Raw genomic sequence first — 19,138 nt, forward strand, 5'->3', positions numbered from 1 at the left:
GAACGCGAAGTGTACTGGGAGTTTCAACGCCAGGCGATGGGCGCGTTCAGGCGTATCGCCACCAGCTGGGAAACATCTGCCGCACCCGGGGTTCGGCGAAGCGCTCGTCGATCAGCAGCAGCACGCCACGGTCCTGGTCGCCACGGATCACCCGGCCGGCGGCCTGGATCACCTTGCGTACACCCGGATACAGGTAGGCATAGTCGAAACCGGCACCGAACTGCCGCCCCAGGCGCTGCTTGAACTGCTCGTTGACCGGGTTGACCTGGGGCAGGCCCAGGGTGGCGACGAAGGCGCCGATCAGCCGTGTACCCGGCAGGTCGACGCCCTCGCCGAAGGCACCGCCAAGCACGGCGAAGCCGATGCCCTGCCCGTCCGCCACAAACCGCGCCAGGAAGGCCTCGCGCCCGGCCTCGTCCATGCCCGGCGCCTGGCGCCACTGGGGCAGCCCGGGGTGGCGTTCGGCCAATAGCCGAGCGACCTGCTCGAGGTATTCGAAACTGCTGAAAAACGCCAGGTAATTGCCGGGTTGACGCGCGTACTGCTCGGCGATCAGCTCGACGATCGGCGCCAGCGAGGCCTGGCGCTGCTGATAACGGGTGGACACTTCACTGACGATGCGCACCTCCAACTGCTCGGCGCGAAAGGGTGCGGCCACTTCCAGCCAGGCGGTGTCGGCCGGCATGCCCAGCAGGTCGCTGTAGTAGTGCCGGGGGTTGAGCGTGGCGGAGAACAGCGTGACGCTGCGCGCGGCACTCATCCGTGGCCCGAGCAAGCGCGCCGGCACCACGTTACGCAGGCACAGGGTGGCCAGGCGCCGGCCGCGCGGGCCATTGCGTTGGCTGATATCGAACAGGAAGTGCTCATCGAACAGCTCGGCGATACGGCTGAACTGCAACGCCTGGTAGAAGAACTCCAGCACCTTGGGCTCTACTTCGGCGGGCGCCTGGTTCATGCGCTCCTGGATCAGCCCGATGCACTGCGCCAGCGCGCGCAGAAACACCTCGGGCAACTGCTCGCCGGCCTGATACGGCGCCACCTGCGCCTTGTACAGCGCATTCCACTGGCGGTTGAGCCGGTCCAGCGCACTGCCAAGGCCCATCGGCTTGGCCTGGCGCAGCGCCTGCAACTGGCCTTGGTCGAGGCTGGCGCTGTACATCTGCCGGCCGCGCTCGACCAGGTTGTGCGCCTCGTCCACCAGCACGGCCGTACGCCACTGGTTGGCCTGGGCCAGGCCGAACAACAGCGCATGGGCGTCGAAGTAGTAGTTGTAGTCGGCCACCAGCAGGTCGACCCAGCGCGCCATTTCCTGGCCGAGGTAATACGGGCACACCTGGTGTGCCAGGGCCACCTCGCGCAGGGCCGCGCGGTCGAGCAACGGCACTGCCGCTGCCGCCTCACGCGCCGCCGGCAAGCGGTCGTAGAAGCCCTTGGCCAACGGGCAGGACTCACCATGGCAAGCGTTCTCGGGGTACTCGCACGCCTTGTCGCGGGCAATCAGCTCCAGGGTGCGCAGGGCCGGCTGGGTGCCGTCACGGGTGAGCTGGCGCAAGGCATCCAGGGCCAGCGCACGGCCTGGGGTCTTGGCGGTGAGGAAATACAGCTTGTCCAACTGCTGGGGCACCACGGCCTTGAGCAGCGGGAACAGGGTGCCGAGGGTCTTGCCGATGCCGGTGCTGGCCTGGGCCATCAGGCAGCGGCCGGTGCTCACCGCCTTGTACAGGGTTTCGGCCAACTGGCGCTGGCCATGGCGCAGCGCTGGATAGGGGAACGCCAACGCCTGCAAGCCACGGTTGCGCTCGGCCAGGCGCTGCTCCTGGGCCCTTGCCCAGGCGAGAAAACGCTGGCACTGGGCATGGAAGAACTGCTGCAGATCGGCGGCGCTGTAGCGCTCGCTGATCACCGTCTGGCTGTCGCTGTCGATATCCAGGTAGACCAGCGCCACCTCGATGTCCTTCAGTTGCCGCGCCTGGCACAGCAACCAGCCATACACCTTGGCCTGGGCCCAGTGCAGTTGACGGTGGTTGTCGGGCTGGCGGGCCAGGTCGCCACGGTGGGTCTTGATCTCCTCCAGGCGGTTGCCTGCCGGGTCGTAGCCATCGGCGCGGCCGCGCACACGCAGGCCCTGGTATTCACCCTCCAGCGCCACTTCGGCCTCGTAGCCGGCAGCACGCCGCGCCACCACCCGGCGATGGCCGGCGATCCCCTCCTGGGCGGTCGGGGACGGGGTGAAGCGCAAGTCGAGGTCGCCTACCTTGGCGCTGAATTCGCACAGGGCGCGTACCGCTACCGTGTAGCTCATGGCGCCGACTGCCAGCGCACATGGCAGACCACCACCGGCAGCCCGTGCTCTTTGCAGAACGCCAGCCAGCGCAGCTGGCTGTCCTGCAGGCGGTCACCCGGGCCCTTGACCTCGACCATGCGATAGCGCCCCTCGTCGGGCCAGAACTGGATCAGGTCGGGCATGCCGGCGCGGTTGTTGCGGATATCCTGCAACAGGCGCGCAAAGCACGCTTTCAAGTGCGCGGCGGGCAGGCACGCCAGGGCCTGCTCGAGCAGCGGTTCATCGAGCATCTGCCAGAACACGAAGGGTGACTGCAGGCCCTGCTTGGCGCTGAAGCAGGCGCGGATCGCCTGCCCATGGCTGCCATCGTCGAGCCGCCCCAGGCACTGCTCGAACAGCGCTGCGCGGCGCAGCTGGAAGTCGCCATCGTGCAGGTCTTGCGGCCCGCTCTGGAACGGGTGGAAGAACGCCCCCGGCAACGGGGCGAAGATGGCGTCCCAGCAGAGCAAGCCGAACAGGCTGTTGAACAGGGTGTTTTCGACGTAGTGGGCCACGCCGCCGTCCTGCTCCAGGTGCCGGCGTACCGCCTCCTCCACCCCGAAAACCGCATGCTCGGCCGGCAGTTCCAGCTCGATCACCGGCACCGCATCGCTGCGCCGACGGGGTTGCGCCGGCCCGCCAAGCTTGCGCGCCAGGCGCGGCAGCATGCGCTCCAGGGCCTGACGCTCGAGCGGGTTGGCCGGCGCCGCCGCCATGTCGGCCGCCAGCGCGTGCGCCTGGGGCCACTGCTCACTGCGCTCGAACACCCGCACCTGGCGGATACGTGCTTCGGGGTGGGCGCAATCGCCATACACCTGCAGCGCCAGGTCCCATTCGCCCAAACGCTCGCAGTGCTGCCCGAGGTTGAACAGCAACCGCGCACGCCGCCGGGCGAGCCAGGGATTGTCGCTGCCCAGCCCGTCTAGCGTCGCCAGCAGCGTGGCGGGCGCCTCACCCTGCTCCAGGCGTTCGGCGCACTGGTGCAAGGCCATGGCCAGCTCGACCTCGCTGCGCTGGCGCAAGGCCCGTGAGTCTTCTGCGAAGGCCACCTGCTCGTAGCGCAGCAGCCCAAGGTCGGCGAGGACGAACTCCGACCAGTCCTGGTAGAGGTTGCCGAAAAACAGCAGGCGCAGGCGGTCGCACAGCGGCTGCAAGCGCCAGTGGATGATCTGTGTGGGGCAATCGGGGTACCACGCGGCGAGTGAACGCGGCGCCAGTTGCAACGCCTGCAACTGGGCCAGCAGTTCGGCCTTGCCCGCCTTGGGCCGGCTGAGTTGCCCGGCAAAACAGTGCAGCGCCTCGTCCTTGCGCAGCAGCGGCCACAGCTGCTCCAGCGTCAGCGGCGCCTCGGCATCGACCCAGCCCAGGCCCAGCAAGGGGGCCAGGGCGCTGTCGGTATCGCCGATCTCGTCGTAATTGAGTTTGTCGCTGCGAAACAGCTCGCCCTTGCGCATGACCATGCGCACCAACAGGGCCTGGGCAGGCGCCGGCAAGCCGGCGAAGGCGCGGATGAACCCGTGCTCGTGGGCATCGAGCAGGTCGGCGTAACGCTGTTCGACCCAGTTCAGCACCTGTCGGAAGTTGTGCAGGTAATAGAACGGGTCATCGACGGAATGGGCAATCACGGTGCGGGATCGGGCGCGGGAAATGGACACTGGTTATACATACAGACCCCAAGGCTAAGCAAGTGCCGTGGGTCGCCGTCGTCGGCCAACAGAAAATAAAACGAGGTCAGCAGAAACTGGAATGAACCCGTATGCCTGCCCGGCTGCATTTAGTCACTCTTGAGAGTATCGAGCCGTGGCGATGAAAGGATCCTTGCCGAGATCGGTCTGAATCGTCCCTGGCTTGCTAAACACACGCCCCTCGCGAACAGGTATCTGCTCGCGAGGGGCACTGTAGCGCTCGTGGATCCATTCAAAATGGATGTTGTTCAGTCAAGCCCGCTTAGTTGCGCTCGGCATAGACACTCGCTGTCAAGGCACGCTGGAATTTCTCAATCAAGACGTCTACTTCGTCGGCACCAATCGTCAGCGGCGGCAAGAAGCGCACTACCGCACCATGGCGCCCGCCCAGCTCGAGAATAATGCCTTCATGCAGACATTGCTGCTGAACCACCTTAGCCAAAAGGCCATCGCCGGCCGGTACCCGTGCTTGAGTAGCCTGCGTCGAGATGATCTCGACGCCGACCATCAGGCCACGTCCACGGACATCACCGATGCACGGGAAGTCACGCTGCAACTGGCGTAGCCGCGTCATCAGGTAGTCGCCCATGCGCTCAGCGTTAGCCACAAGCCCCTCGTCCTGGATATGACGCAGGGTCGCGGTGCCGGCCGCCATGGCCAGCTGATTGCCACGGAACGTCCCGGCATGGGCGCCCGGCTTCCACACATCCAGCGCTTGCCGGTAAACCACCACCGCCAATGGCAGGCCGCCGCCAATTGCTTTTGAAATCACCAGAACATCCGGTTCGATATCGGCATGCTCGAAGGCGAACATGCGTCCCGTGCGCCCAATGCCGCTCTGCACCTCATCGATGATCAGCACCACACCGTGCTCGCTGGTCAGTTTGCGCAGGCCCTTAAGCCAGCGGGCCGGCGCCGGAATGACACCCCCCTCGCCCTGCACCACCTCCACCACCACCGCCGCAGGCAGCGGCACACCGGACTCAGGGTCGCTCAGCAGTTGCTCGATATAGCTCAGCCCCGCGTCGACACCGGCCTCGCCACCAATGGAAAACGGGCAACGATAGTCATAGGGGTACGGCAGCACCTGCACATCGGGCATGAGTGAGCCCGGTAGTTGCTTGGGCCCCAGGTTACCCATGAGGCTGAGCGCACCATGGGTCATCCCGTGGTAACCGCCGGAGAAACAGAACACGCCCTTGCGCCCGGTCGCGATCTTGGCCAGCTTGATCGCCGCCTCTATGCCATCGGCCCCCGTCGGCCCGCAGAACTGTATACGCGCCTGAGCCGCGAAAGCTGGCGGCAAGGCATCGAACAAGGTCTCGACGAACAGGTCCTTGACCGGTGTTGTCAGGTCGAGGGTGTGCAGCGGCACGCCGCTGTCCAGGGTCGCGCGCATCGCCGCCAGGGTGCAGGGATGGTTATGGCCGAGCGCCAGTGTGCCCGCACCCGCCAGGCAGTCCATGAACAGCTGATCACGGGTGTCCTGCACGTAGATGCCGTGGCCCGCCTTCAGTGCCAGCGGAATGCGTCGTGGATAAGAACGCGCATTCGACTCCCGCGCGGCCTGGCGCTCAAGCAGCGGGTCAGCATCGAAGTGGCGTAGCGGCTGGCGGCGAAAATGCGCCAGGCTGAACTGCGCAAGCTGAATGTCTTCCATAGAGCGATCCCTCTACTGCTTGCGATTAGCGTTGATCGGCGGTTTGCAGAGCCTGGCGCAGGCTCAGCGGGCGCATGTCTGTCCAGTTCTGTTCGATCCAGGCCAGGCACTGGGCTTTGTCGCCCTGCTCGCCGACCGCGCGCCAGCCATCGGGCAGTGCCTTGTAATCCGGCCAGATCGAATACTGCTCCTCATGATTGACCACCACCACGAACCCGCTTTCGGCCTTTTCCAAACCCATTTTCGATTCCTTGAACACGTGACTTCACTGGATCCCGGCTGCCCGAAAAAGGCTGCAGTCGAGGTGCACACAAACGGCGCAAATGCTAATGAATTGCACTAACACTTACCATATCTTTCGTATATATTTCGCCAGCGCCCGGTGGTCTACCCACGATGGCATTTGGCTGTGACAACTAAAAGAGAACAAAGGAGCAAGCTCATGGGACGAGGTGTCGGGCAGAACAATGGCCTGTCTGTGCAAGCGCTCTTGCCAGACCGCAACCTGCCGCTACTGGTCAAGCCGGAGCAGCCCGGCACATGGAGCGTCGAGGCGCTGCACGCACTGGCCGACGACTGCCTGCATGAAAGCGGCGCCCTGCTGCTGCGTGGTTTCGATGTGCTGGGTGAACAGTCGTTCCAGGCGCTGGTACGCAGCTTCGGCCACCCGCTGCTCAACTACGAATTCGGCTCCACCCCGCGCAAGGCGATCGAGCAGGGGGTGTACACCTCCACCGAATACCCCGCGCACCAGATCATCCCGCTGCACAACGAACAGTCCTACACCCTGCAGTGGCCCATGAAGATTTGGTTCCATTGTGTCCAGCCCAGTGCCGAAGGCGGTGAAACTCCGATCGCCGACAGCCGGCAGATCTTCCAGCAGCTCGACCCCGCCCTGCGCCAACGCTTCAGCGACAAACGCCTGATGTACGTGCGCAACTACGGCAACGGCCTCGACCTGCCTTGGGAACAGGCCTTCAACACCGAAGAACGCGCCGTCGCCGAGGCTTACTGCCGGGCCAACCAAATTGCCTTCGAATGGAAAAACGACGGCGAACTGCGCACCCGCCAGGTGTGCCAGGCCACCGCTCGCCACCCTGTCACACAGGACTGGGTATGGTTCAACCAGGCCCATCTGTTCCACGTTTCCAACCTCCCGCCGACGGTGCGTGAAAGCTTGCTGGCCGTGGTCGATGACCCGCTCGACCTGCCACGCAACGTCTATTACGGCGATGGCAGCGAGCTCGAAGAAAGCGCACTGGCGGAGATCCGTGGGGTGCTGGAGCAATGCACCGTGCGCTTCCCCTGGGAGCAAGGCGATGTGCTGATGCTCGACAACATGCTGGTGGCCCATGGTCGCGCCAGCTTCAAAGGGCCACGCCAAGTGATCGTGGCCATGGCCGAACCGGCTCAGGAGTGACCCAGGATGACGACCTCCCTTTTGCAGCACCCTGCCAGCGCCGGCCAGCAGGCGCTGTGGCAGTACCACCAGCTCAACCCAGCCAGCCCGGCGTACAACATGGTCGCCGCCCGCGAGCTGCGCGCCGACCTCGACCCGGCCACCTTGTGCCGAGCGTTCGCACGGGTGGTCGAACATTGTGAAACCCTGCACTGCGGCTACCGCGAACAGGACGGCACGCTGTTCATGTATCGCCCCGAGCAGGTCCGGGTAAACGCCAGTATCGAGCGCATCGATGGCCTGGACGACGCCGGCGTCGCCAGCTGGATCGAACAACACGCCGACCAGCCGTTCGACCTCGCCGCCGCGGACATCTGCCGGCTCAACCTGCTGCAGAGCGAGGGCCGCCTCTACCTGTGCATGGCCGCCCACCACATCAGCGGCGACTTCCTCAGCGTCGAATGGATGCTCAAGCTGACCTTCGCCGCCTACCATGCCGAACTGAGCGGCGAGCCACTGGAACTGCCCCAGGCCGGGCTGTATTTCGACTGGCTGGCCGAGCAGCGCGAGCTGCAGGCCGAGCATAAGCTCGGCGCGGCTGCCAGCTACTGGCATAAGCAGTTGAGCGGCAGCCCAACCGCACTGACGCTGCCCGCCGACCGCCCTCGCCCACGCACGCCCGGCTTTGTTGGTGGCGAGATCGAGTGCCTGCTCGACCAGGCCCGCAGCGATCAACTGCGCCAACTGGCCGAGGCCCACGGCGTCAGCCTGTACGTCGTTCTCGCGACTCTGTTCCAGGTGTTCATGCACCGTTACACCGGCCAGGACGATTTCCTGATCGGCACCCCGACCATGGACAGGCACAAGGCCCGCTACAAGGAACTCATCGGTTTCACCCTCAACAGCCTGCCGCTGCGCGCCCGTTTCGCCCATGCTCCGAGCCTGGTCGATTGCCTGCGCGACACCGCCCAGCAACTGCGCGAAGCCCTGCGCCATCGCCGCTACCCGGCAGCGCGCCTGCAACAGGAGGTCGCCAGCGGCCCCCTGTTCCACTGCATGATGACCTACATGCCGAGCCGTCGTGACGACGCGTTCACCGACTACAGCGTACGCGAACACCTGTTCACCCAGCGTGGCGCCGCCAACGAGCTCAACCTGCGTTGGCAGGACGACGGCGAGCAATTGCTGGCGCAGTGGCGCTATCGCAGCGACCTGTTCGATGCCGACCGTATCGCCCGCCTGGCCGAAGATTTCGCCTGGTTCGCCGGCAACGCCCTGGCGCACCTCGACGCCCCGGTTCACCAGTTGCCCGCTGCGCCACCGGCCAACAGCGCGCGCCGCGCCGGCGCCTGCCAAGCGCCCGGCTTCGACACCGCCGTGGCCGCCTTCGACCACCAGGTCCGCAGCCACGGCCAACGCACCGCCCTGCGCGATGCCGACGGCAGCCTGAGCTACGCCGAACTGGACCAGGCCGCCAGCACACTGGCCGCGCGCCTGCGTGAGGCCGGCGCCGGTGCCGGCCAGGTCATCGCCATCGCCCTGCCCCGCAGCCGCGCACTGATCACCGCCATGCTGGCCAGCTGGAAACTCGGCGCGGCCTACCTGTGCCTGGACCCTGCCCTGCCCGTCACCCGGCAACGCCAACTGCTCGAAGACAGCGCCGCCAGCGTGCTGATAGACCCCGCTCACACCCTGCATACCCTGGCCGGCAACCCCAGCGCCGCGAGCGGCCAAGCGCACCCGCTGCAGCTGGCCTACCTGATCTACACCTCCGGCTCCACCGGCACGCCCAAGGCGGTGCGGGTGACCCAGGGCAACCTGATCCACTACGCCGAGGCCGTGCTCAAGCCACTGGCCCTGAGCCCCGAAGCCAGCCTGACTGCGCTGGCCAGCGTCGCCGCGGACCTGGGCTACACCGCCTGGTTCGGCGCGCTGCTCAGCGGCCGCACCCTGCAACTGATCAGCGACGAACTGGCCAGCGCCCCGGAAGAGCTTGCCCAGTGCCTGGCGAGCAACCCGGTCGACTGCCTGAAGATCGTGCCCTCGCACCTGGGCGCCCTGCTCGCCGTGGCCGAACCGCAACGCCTGCTGCCCCGCCAGTGCCTGGTGCTCGGCGGCGAAGGCCTGGACCTGGCCCTGGTCCGACGCATCCAGGCCCTGGCCCCGGCCTGCCGGATCGTCAACCACTACGGCCCCACGGAAACCACCGTCGGCTGCCTGACCCACGCCGTGCAAGACAACACCCCGAGCCTGTCCGGGTTCGCCCCGGTCGGCCAGCCGCTGGACAACGTCCAGGCCCAGGTGCTCGACCAGCATCTCACGCTGCTGCCGCTAGGCAGCATCGGCGAGCTGTACATCGGCGGCGCCGGGGTGGCCGACGGCTACCTGGGCCAACCGGGCCTTACTGCCCGGCAGTTCATTCCCGACCCGTTCGCCGGCCACGGCCAACGCCTCTATCGCACTGGCGATCGCGTGCGCATGCTGGCCAGCGGTGCCATCGAGTTCCTCGGTCGAATGGACGACCAGGTCAAGATCCGCGGCTTTCGCGTCGAACCTGGCGAAGTCGAAGCCTGCCTGCGCGCCTGCACCGGGGTCCGCGAAGCGGCGGTGCTCGCCCGCCCCCTGGGCGAAGGCGAAGCGCCACGGCTGATCGCCTATCTGGTGGCCGAGCCCGGGCTGAACCTTGGCCAACTGCGCCAGCAACTGGCCGAGCAACTGCCCGAGCCGCTGCTGCCAAGCCTGTACCTGCAACTCGAACGCTTGCCCCGCCTGGGCAACGGCAAGGTCGACCGGCACAACCTGCCGCTGCCGGCGCCAGAGCAGCCCGCCGCGCAGCAGCACGACGCCCCGCGCGACCCGATCGAGGCCGTGCTGCTGACGCTGTGGTGCGAAGTCCTGGACAGGCCTGCGCTGTCGATCCATGACGACTTCTTTGCCCTGGGCGGCGACTCGATCATGGCCCTGCAACTGATCGCCAAGGCGCGCAAGGCGCAGCTCAAGTTCACCCCCAAGCATTTCTTCGCCCACCCCACCATCGCCCGCCTCGCGGCCACGCTGGACTCGCCGCTCAAAGGCCTTGAAGCGCAATTGCTGGCGGTCTGGCGCGAAGTGCTGGAGCGCCCGGACATCGGTCGCCAGGACGACTTCTTCGGCATCGGCGGCGACTCGATCATCGCCCTGCAGGTGATCGCCAAGGCGCGCAAGCTGGGCTTGAAGTTCAGCCCCAAAGAACTGTTCGCCAACCCGCGCATCGACGCCCTGGCCCTGCTGCTCAGCCAGCGCCAGCCGGCACAGCCCGCCGCTGCCGCGTCGGCGCCGGAAACGCCGGCCAGCCCGTCGGTATCGCTCGCTGTCGAGCAGCGCCAGGCTCTGCAGCCCTTGGTTGGCACAGCCCTGGAAGACGCCTACCCGCTCTCACCACTGCAAAAAGGCCTGCTGTTCCACAGCCTGCTCGAAGGCGCCAGCGGGGTATACGTCAACCAACTGCAGGCCGAGCTGCAAGGCCCCCTGGACGCCGAGCGCTACCTGGCCGCCTGGCACGCCACTTTCGCCGCGCATCCATTGATGCGCACGGCGATTCTCTGGCAAGGCCTGGACGAACCGGTGCAAGGCGTGTGCAGTGAGCTGAACCTGCCGGTACAACGACTGGACTGGAGCACCCTCGACCCGGCGCAACGCCAGCAGGCCCTCGACGCGTACTGCCAGGCCGACCGTGCTCTGGGCTTCGACCCGCAACGCCCACCGCTGCAACGGGTAGCGCTGATCCACCTCGACGCCCAGCACAGCTGGCTGATCTGGAGCCGCCATCACCTGATCGCCGACGGCTGGAGCTCGGTGATGCTGATGGAGGAGATCCTGGCCCGCTACAACGGCCACGCCGTGCCGTCGCGCCCCCCCTACCGCGACTACATCGCCTGGCTTGCAGCGCAACCGGCCGAGCACAGCCTGCACTATTGGCAGCAGCACCTGGCGAACTTCGATGGCGTCGGCAGCCTGCCGGCCCTGAACCCGGCCGAGCCCACCGCCACCGCGCGCTACCACAGCCGCAGCCTGCGCCTGAGCGAGGCCCACAGTCGCCGCCTGAACGAACTGGGCAAAGCCTGCCGGGTGACCCTCAACACCCTGATGCAAGCCGCCTGGGGCCTGCTGCTGGCGCGCAGCAACAACCACACCGAGGTGATGTTCGGCGTCACCAGCAGCGGCCGCCCGGACGCGCTGGCCGATGCCGGACAGATGCTCGGCGTGTTCATCAATACCCTGCCGCTGCGCCTGCAGGCGGCCCCGGGCATGGCCCTGGGCGACTACCTGCAACAGGTCCAGGCGGTCAGCGTGGCCATGCGCGAACACGAGCAGACGCCACTGGCGCAGATCCTCCAGCAGCACCCACGCGGTGCCGGGCTGTTCGACACCCTGCTGGTGTTCCAGAACCTGCCGGCGCTCAGCGAACGGCAGTTGCAGGCGGGCGAGCTGACCTTCAAGGTCCTCGACAACCTCGAGCAGACCAGCTACGGCCTGACCGTCGAAGTACTGCCCGGCCGTTGCCTGGAAGTGCTGTTCAGCGCCGACGCCCAGCGCCTGCCCGCTGCCGCCCTGGAGCGCCTGAGCGATGACCTGCTGAACCTGCTGCAGGCGCTTGACTGCCCGCTGGACACACGCCTGGAGCAGCTCACCACGCTCAGCCCGACAGAGCATCGACAGCTGCTGGACTGGGGACTCAACCCGGCCGACTACAGCCTCGAACAAAGCTGGGAAGCGCGGGTAGCCGCCCAGGTTGCCGCCCATCCCGAGCGCATCGTCGCCCGCTGTGCCGAACAGTCGCTGACCTACGCCCAACTGTGGCAGCGCTCCGAACGCCTGGCCCGTGGCCTGCAGGCTCTGGGCGCACGGCCCGACCAACCGGTGGCGCTGCTGGCCGAGCGCGGCATCGAATGGTTCTGCCTGATGGTCGCCACCCTGCGTGCCGGCTGCGCCTGGCTGCCGCTGGAGCCCTCGCAGCCGCCGGCACGCTGGCAACAGGTGCTGGCGCGCCTGGAGCAGCCGCTGGTGGTCTGCAGCCAGGCCTACGCCGAACCCCTGGCCTCGGTCTACCAAGGCCACCGCGCCGTGCCGGCCGACCTGCTGGAAATGAGTGCCAGCGGCATCCTGCCGAGCCAGCCGGCGCGCGCCGAGCAACTGGCCTACGTGCTGTTCACCTCCGGCTCCACCGGCCAGCCCAAAGGGGTGATGGTGCCCCGCGCCGGCATGCTCAACAACATGCTGGCCAAGCTGCAGCCCCTGGGCCTGAACGCCGACGACGTGATCGCCCAGACCGCCCCGGCCTGCTTCGACATCTCGGTGTGGCAGACCCTCACCGCACCGCTGTTCGGCGCCTGCGTGGAGATCATCGGCGACCACCTGGTACGCGACCCGCACGCCCTGCTGCAACTGGTGCGCGAGCGCCGGGTCAGCCTGCTCGAACCGGTACCGGCGCTGCTGCAAGCGATGCTCGAAAGCCTCGACGGCCAGCCGCTGCCGCTACCGCACCTGCGCTGGGTATTGCCCACCGGCGAGGCGCTACCGGTGGCCACCGCCCAGGAATGGTTCCGTCACTACCCGCAAATCCCGTTGATGAACGCCTACGGCCCGGCCGAGTGCTCCGATGACGTAGCCTTCCAGCCGCTGTACCAGGCACCCGGCCAAGGCGCCAATGTCGCCATCGGCCGGCCCACCGCCAACAGCGAGCTGTACGTGCTGGGCCACGACCTGCAACCGGTGGCCGCGGGCGTGGTCGGCGAACTGGCCATCGGCGGTATCGGCGTCAGCCGCGGCTACCTGGCCGACCCGGCGCGCACCGCCGCCAGCTTCATCCCCAACCCCTTCGGCGCGCCGGGCAGCCGCCTGTACCTGAGCGGCGACCTGGCCCGCTGGGACGCCGACGGCGTGCTGCAGTACCTGGGCCGCAAGGACTTCCAGCTCAAGCTGCGAGGCTTCCGTATCGAGCCCGGCGAGATCGAGGCGCACCTGGAGCGCCACCCGGACGTGTTGCGCGCCATGGTCAGCCTGCAGCAACTGGGCGGCAGCGACATGCTGGTCGGCTACTGGCAGGGCCGCAGCGGCCATCAGCTCAATGACAGCCTGCTGGCCCAGCACGTGCGCGACAGCCTGCCGGCGTACATGGTGCCGTCACTGTGGGTCGCCATGGACACCTGGCCGACCAACGCCAACGGCAAGGTCGACCGCAAGGCCCTGCCGCCGCCGTCGTTGCAACACGTCGACGTCGAACCCCTGGCCAGCGCCAACGAGAAACTGCTGGGCGAGCTGTGGGCGGCCCTGCTGCCCGCCCAGCCACTGGGCCGCAACAGCCACTTCTTCGAGGCCGGCGGGCATTCGCTGCTGGCCACCCGACTGATTGCCCGTGTCCGTCAGCGCTGCGCCCTGGAGCTGCCGCTGCGCAGCGTGTTCGAAGCACCGCTGTTGTGGCAAATGGCCGCCCGCCTGGATGCCCTGGCCGCCGAGCCGGCCCAGGCTGCGGCAGGCCCGCAGTTGCTGCCGGTAGCGCGCCAGGCGCACATGCCGCTGTCGCTCAGCCAGCAACGGTTGTGGATGGTCGATCGCCTGCACGGTCCATCAGCGGCCTACAACATGGCCGCCAGCCTGACCCTGGACGGGCCGCTGGACATGCCCGCGCTGCGGGCCACCTTCAATGCCCTGCTGGCGCGCCACGAAGTCCTGCGCAGCAGCTACCAGGACATCGACGGCGAGCCGATCACGCTGATTGCCGAACAGCTGGAGCTGGACGTCACCCTGCGCGATCTCAGCGCAATGGACGACGCCCAGCGCCACCAGGTGGCCGAACAGGAAAGCCTGGACAACCTGCGCCTGCCATTCGACCTGCGCCAGGCGCCACTGATCAGGGCGCGGGTGCTCAGGCTCGGTGAGCAACAGCACCTGCTGTTGCTGGCCCTGCACCACATGGTCGCCGACGGCTGGTCGGTGGGCGTACTGGTCAACGAGTTCAGCCAGCTGTATGCCAACCTGCGCGAAGGCCGCCAGGCGCCGCTGCCGACGTTGCCGGTGCAGTACGCCGACTACGCAGCCTGGCAGCGCCAATGCCTGCAAGGCGCCGCACTGGAACAGGAAGTCGGCTTCTGGCAGCAGCAGCTGCATGGCGCGCCTCAGGTGCTGGCCCTACCCTGCGACTGGCCACGCCCGGCCCAGGCCGACGCCCGTGGCGCCGCCAAAGCACTGGAAATTCCCGCACCCCTGCTGGCACGCCTCGACGCCCTGGCCCTGGCCGAAGGGGTAAGCCTGTACATGCTCCTGCTGGCCAGTTTCGAACTGCTGCTGCACGCGGTCACCGGTGCCGACGACCTGCTGCTGGGCACCGACGTCGCTGGCCGCGAGGACGCCAACCTCGAAGGCCTGATCGGCTTCTTCGTCAATGTCCTGCCGCTGCGCTCGCGCCGCCTGGCCGGCGAGAACCTGCGCGCGTTCCTCGACCGCACCCGCGACACCTGCCTGCAAGCCCTGGAGCATCAGGCGCTGCCGTTCGACCGCATCGTCGAGGCGCTGCAGGTTCCGCGCGAGCGCAGCCGCAACCCACTGGTGCAGGCGCTGTTCGTGCTGCAGAACACCCCTGAAGCGGACTTCTCGATCCCTGGGCTCGAGGTGCGCATGCAGCCTGCGGCCGAACGCACCAGTAAGTTTGACATGGCGCTGTTCCTCGAGCGCCACGGCGAAGTCATGCGCGGCGACTGGGTGTATGCCCGCGCCCTGTTCAAGGGCGAGCGCATCGACGCACTGATCGACGCCTGGCTCAACCTGCTGCAGCAGGTAGTCGACCAGCCCCACGCCGCCCTTGACCAATTCACCGTCACGCTGCCCTCCGTGGAGACACCGGCCTTGGCAACACCAGCCCCATCATCCAGCAAGCTGGACAAACTGAAGAAGCTCCCGGCTCGCGCCGCCGCGCCGCGGCCACTGATCCGCACCACGGCGCTGCAACCCGGCCGCGAGTTCCCGCTGCTGATCGAACCCGTGGCCGCGGACCTGGACCCGGTAGGCTGGGCGCAGAGCTCCCGCGACCTGATCGACACCCTGCTGTGCCAGCACGGTGGCCTGCTGTTCCGCGGCTTCGCCCTGGATGACCCGAAAGCCTTCGAAGCCTTTGCCGAAGCCATTCACCCCGGCCTGTTCGGCGGCTATGGCGACCTGCCCAAGAAGGAAGGCGGGCGCAACATCTACCGCTCCACGCCCTACCCGGAGCGGGAAATGATCCTGTTCCACAACGAGAGCTCGCACCTGCCCCGCTCGCCGCGCAAGCAGTGGTTCTACTGTGAACAGCCCTCGCCGGTCGGTGGCGCCACACCGATCGTCGACTGCCGTGAGCTGTACCGTCAGCTGCCGACGGAGCTGGCCGAAACCTTCGAACGCAAGGGCCTGTTGTACGTGCGCACCTTCACCGAGCGCCTGGACGTCAATTGGCGCGAGTTCTTCAAGACCGACAGCCGCGAGCAGGTCGAGGCCCTGTGCCGGGCCAGCAACACCGACTTCCGCTGGCTGGCCAACGACGAACTGCAAACCCGTACCCGTTGCCCGGCGGTGATCCGCCACCCGCTGAGCGGCGAGCGCAGCTTCTTCAACCAGTTGCAGCTGCACCACACCTTCTGCCTGGAGCCCCAGGTGCGTGAAGACCTGCTGAACATGGTCGGCCAGGAGCGTATGCCACGCCAGGTGTACTTCGGTGACGGCAGCCCGATCGACGACGCCAGCATGGCCCTGATCGGCCGTTTGTACGAAGCCTGCGCGGTGCGTTTCGACTGGCAGCGCGGTGACGTGGTGATGCTCGACAACCTGATTGCCGCCCACGCCCGCGACCCATACGAAGGCCCGCGCAAGATCGCCGTCGCCATGGGTGACATGCATGAACCGGCCCAACTGGCCGCCCGACACAACGCAATGGAACTGCAGGATCAGACCGCGCAATGAACCACACCCAGGATTTGCACCACGACCTCCCCTTGAGCGCCGAACAGGCCCTGGCCTTGCAGCACGGACGTGCGCCCCTGCACCTGGGCGTCAACCTTGCCGGGCCACTGCAGCCAGGCCGCCTGCATGAAGCCTTGCTGCAGGTGATCGAACGCCACACCAGCCTGCGCGTGGCGCTGCGCCCATCGACCCTGTACCGCAGCCTGCGCCAGAGCGTGGTCGCCAGCACCCTCGACTGGCACCTGCTGGACGCCGGGCAGCACGCCGAGGCCGAGGCCCTGGCCGCCCAGCCGCTGGCCATCGACCAAGGTCGCCTGGTGCGCGGTATCGTGCGCCAGCTGGGCGCCGAGCAGTGGCGCCTGGACCTGTACGTAGCCACCTGCGCCAGCGACCGGCTGAGCCTGCAGAACCTGCTCGGCGAACTGGCGGCGCTGTATGCCCAGCCCGCTGCGGTGCTGGAGGAAGCCTTCCAGTACAGCCAGTACGTCGAATGGCGCAACGATCTGGACGCCGACGAGGAAGCCCCCGCCGGGCGTGCCTACTGGGCCGGCCTGGGCCTGGAAAGCCTGACGCCGTTGCGCCTGGGGGGCCTGGGCGAACCCGCGCCGCAGGCCATTGGCAATGCCGTGCAGCACGCCCTGCCCGAGCCGCTGCTGGCACAGTTGCAACAACTGGCCGAAAGCGAAGAGCAAGCACTGGATACCGTGCTGCAGGCCGCATGGTGGGCGCTGTTGGCGCGCATCGGCGGTAGCGCCGAGTTCATCGCCGGCTGGCAGCAGGACTGCCGCTTCGACTATGAAACCCTGGCCAACGGCATCGGTGTCTACGAAAAGATCCTGCCCCTGGCCCTGGCGCCAGCGCTCGACCAGCCCTTCAGCACCTGGCTGCAACGCCTGGCCGACCAGCTCGAAGGTCATGCCCAACAGCAGGAGTACTGGAATGTCGCCGACACCACGCTGACCCTGCAGCGTACGGTCGGCTTCAACCTGGTGCGCCACAGCGCAGCGTTCGCCAACGGCGGTCTGCGCTGGTCGGTCGATACCCTGCCCGGCGCCGATCCGGGCTTCGAGCTGGCGCTGCAGGTAACCCTCGACGCCCAGGGCCAGCTGCAGCCACTGAGCCTGCAGTCACCCACCGCGCAGTACCCCGAGGCCGATCTGCGCTGCCTGCTGGAACAATATGTCCAGCTGCTCGAGACCCTGGTCGAACAGCCGCGCCAGCGCGCCCTGCGCGAACTGCCACTGAGCCCGCCTGCGCATCAGCGCGTGCAGCAACAGCTGCGCGGCCCGCAGCGAGACTTCGGCAACCGCCCGCTGATCGAGCGCCTGGCCCACTGGGCGCAGCATCGCCCCGACGCCCCGGCGCTGATGGCCGCCGAGCAGACCCTGAACTATGCCCAGCTGCATGCCCAGGTCGAACACCTTGCCGGGGTGCTGCAGGCGCGTGGCATCGGCCGCGGCGCCAGCGTCGCGCTGCTGCTGCCACGCTCGGCCGAGCTGCTGCTCGGCCTGCTCGCCGTGCTGCGCGCCGGCGCCGCCTATGTGCCGCTGGACCCGGCCTGGCCACAGGCGCGCGTCGAGCGGATCCTCGCCGACGCCCAACCGCAGCTACTGATCGGCGGCCCCCAGGGCAGCGCCCTGGCCGAACTGCTCCAATCCCCAGCCGCCGCAGTAGCCGACAATGACATCAGCCTGGCCGATGCCGCCTACCTGCTGTACACCTCCGGCACCAGCGGCGAGCCCAAGGGCGTGCTCATCGAGCATGGCCAACTGCTCAACTACACCGCGGCGGTCAGCGAAGCGCTCAGCCTGGAGCAATGCCAACGTTTCGCCCTGATCTCCTCGGTGGCCGCCGACCTGGGCAACACCACCCTCTACGCCGCACTGTGGACCGGCGGCTGCCTGGTGCTGGCCGACGACCAGGCCAGCCGCGATGCCGCCGCCTTCGCCCGCTACCTCGAAGCCGGGCAGGTCGACTGCCTGAAGATCGTGCCCTCGCACCTGGCGGCGCTGCTCGAAGGCCAGCCGGCCTGCAGCCTGCCCCGCGTGCTGATCCTCGGCGGCGAAGCCTGCCCCGGCAGCCTGCGCCAGCGCATCGAACAACTGGCACCCGGCAGCCGCGTGCACAACCACTACGGCCCCACCGAAACCACCGTGGGCGTGCTGTACAGCCTCGACCAGGGCTACAACCCACGCGCCCCGCTGGGCCTGCAGCACGCCCTGGCCAACACCTGGGTGCGCCTGCTCGAAGCCACGCCGACCGGCCTGCAACCCGCCCCGCTCGGAGCCCTGGCCGAGCTGTACATCGGCGGCGCCCAGGTCTGCCGCGGCTACCTGAACCGCGACTCCGACGCCTTCATCGACGACCCGCTGCAACCCGGCCAGCGCCTGTACCGCAGTGGCGACCTGGCACGCCTGTCGGCCAGCGGCCAACTGCAACTGGCCGGGCGCAGTGACCAGCAGATCAAGATCCGCGGTTTCCGCGTCGAGCCCGGCGAACTGGAAGCGGCCTTGGCCGGCCTCGAAGGGGTCAGCCAAGCCGTGGTGCAGTACCGCGACGGCAAGCTGCTGGCCTATGCCGTCAGCCAGCGCGACAGCGCCACGCTGCTCGGCGAACTGCGCGGGCGGCTGCCCGACTTCCTGATGCCGGCCCACCTGCTGTGCCTGGCCACGCTGCCACGCCTGGCCAACGGCAAGGTCGACTTCGGCGCACTGCCGAGTGCCAACAGCCAGGCCAGCGAGCGGGTCGAGTTGCCACCGCGCGATGCCCTCGATGCATTGCTCGTCGACCTCTACAAGGAACTGCTCGAACAGCCAAGCCTGAGCATTGCCGACAGCCTGTTCGACCTCGGCGGCCATTCATTGATCGTCATCAAGCTGTGCACCCGCCTGCGCAGCCTGCTGCAACTGGAAGTCGCCCCGGCGCTGGTGTTCGACCACCCGAGCGTGGCCGCGCTGGCCGATGCCCTGCGTGCCCAGGAGAGCTCGCCAGGCAAGCTGCTGAAGGTCGCCGAGCTGCGCCGCATGCTGGCGGCGATGTCGCCCGAAGAGCGCGCCGCCCTGCAGGCCCGTGCCCAATCCGCCGCCGCGCCAAGGAGCTGAAGC

Annotated in this window: 7 protein-coding genes; 3 read left to right on the forward strand and 4 right to left on the reverse strand. The window is 67.7% G+C overall.

What is annotated here, in order from left to right; genetic code table 11:
• Positions 1-46: 46 nt before the first annotated feature.
• The 4 genes from ACQ4N9_RS13230 to ACQ4N9_RS13245 form a co-directional block, all read right to left on the reverse strand.
• Positions 47-2,302 (reverse strand): helicase C-terminal domain-containing protein, encoded by a 2,256-nt coding sequence (locus ACQ4N9_RS13230; protein ID WP_390968744.1) that lies wholly within the window; start codon positions 2,300-2,302, stop codon positions 47-49.
• Positions 2,299-3,948 carry a VRR-NUC domain-containing protein gene (locus tag ACQ4N9_RS13235; RefSeq protein ID WP_390968742.1) on the reverse strand — a complete coding sequence of 550 codons (1,650 nt, stop codon included), beginning with the start codon at positions 3,946-3,948 and terminating at the stop codon, positions 2,299-2,301. The genes ACQ4N9_RS13230 and ACQ4N9_RS13235 overlap by 4 nt, the downstream gene beginning before the upstream one ends.
• 322 nt (positions 3,949-4,270) lie before the next feature.
• Positions 4,271-5,668 carry a diaminobutyrate--2-oxoglutarate transaminase gene (locus tag ACQ4N9_RS13240; RefSeq protein WP_390968740.1) on the reverse strand — a complete coding sequence of 466 codons (1,398 nt, stop codon included), beginning with the start codon at positions 5,666-5,668 and terminating at the stop codon, positions 4,271-4,273.
• Positions 5,669-5,693: 25 nt separating this feature from the next.
• Positions 5,694-5,909: an MbtH family protein gene (locus tag ACQ4N9_RS13245; protein ID WP_264312439.1), complete on the reverse strand. Its 216-nt coding sequence runs from the start codon at positions 5,907-5,909 to the stop codon at positions 5,694-5,696.
• Positions 5,910-6,110: 201 nt separating this feature from the next.
• Between ACQ4N9_RS13245 and ACQ4N9_RS13250 the strand changes: the two genes are divergently transcribed.
• Genes ACQ4N9_RS13250 through ACQ4N9_RS13260 form a run of 3 tightly spaced genes read left to right on the forward strand, consistent with a single transcriptional unit; the run spans position 6,111 to position 19,135 of the window.
• Complete coding sequence (locus ACQ4N9_RS13250) at positions 6,111-7,088, forward strand: TauD/TfdA family dioxygenase (protein ID WP_390968738.1); 978 nt, start codon at positions 6,111-6,113, stop codon at positions 7,086-7,088.
• 6 nt (positions 7,089-7,094) lie between these two features.
• On the forward strand, positions 7,095-16,034 hold the full coding sequence (locus ACQ4N9_RS13255) for an amino acid adenylation domain-containing protein (protein ID WP_390968735.1): 8,940 nt from the start codon (positions 7,095-7,097) through the stop codon (positions 16,032-16,034).
• Positions 16,031-19,135: an amino acid adenylation domain-containing protein gene (locus ACQ4N9_RS13260; RefSeq protein ID WP_390968733.1), complete on the forward strand. Its 3,105-nt coding sequence runs from the start codon at positions 16,031-16,033 to the stop codon at positions 19,133-19,135. The genes ACQ4N9_RS13255 and ACQ4N9_RS13260 overlap by 4 nt, the downstream gene beginning before the upstream one ends.
• Positions 19,136-19,138: the final 3 nt, after the last annotated feature.

Source organism: Pseudomonas sp. ES1 (genome assembly GCF_050586605.1).
Lineage (GTDB): Bacteria > Pseudomonadota > Gammaproteobacteria > Pseudomonadales > Pseudomonadaceae > Aquipseudomonas > Aquipseudomonas sichuanensis.

What these genes read in the sequence shown, in the direction of transcription:
- ACQ4N9_RS13230 (WP_390968744.1), bottom strand. Translation starts at nt 2,302, where the DNA reads ATGAGCTACACGGTAGCGGTACGCGCCCTGTGCGAATTCAGCGCCAAG.
- ACQ4N9_RS13240 (WP_390968740.1), bottom strand. Translation starts at nt 5,668, where the DNA reads ATGGAAGACATTCAGCTTGCGCAGTTCAGCCTGGCGCATTTTCGCCGC.
- ACQ4N9_RS13245 (WP_264312439.1), bottom strand. Translation starts at nt 5,909, where the DNA reads ATGGGTTTGGAAAAGGCCGAAAGCGGGTTCGTGGTGGTGGTCAATCAT.
- ACQ4N9_RS13250 (WP_390968738.1), top strand. Translation starts at nt 6,111, where the DNA reads ATGGGACGAGGTGTCGGGCAGAACAATGGCCTGTCTGTGCAAGCGCTC.
- ACQ4N9_RS13255 (WP_390968735.1), top strand. Translation starts at nt 7,095, where the DNA reads ATGACGACCTCCCTTTTGCAGCACCCTGCCAGCGCCGGCCAGCAGGCG.
- ACQ4N9_RS13260 (WP_390968733.1), top strand. Translation starts at nt 16,031, where the DNA reads ATGAACCACACCCAGGATTTGCACCACGACCTCCCCTTGAGCGCCGAA.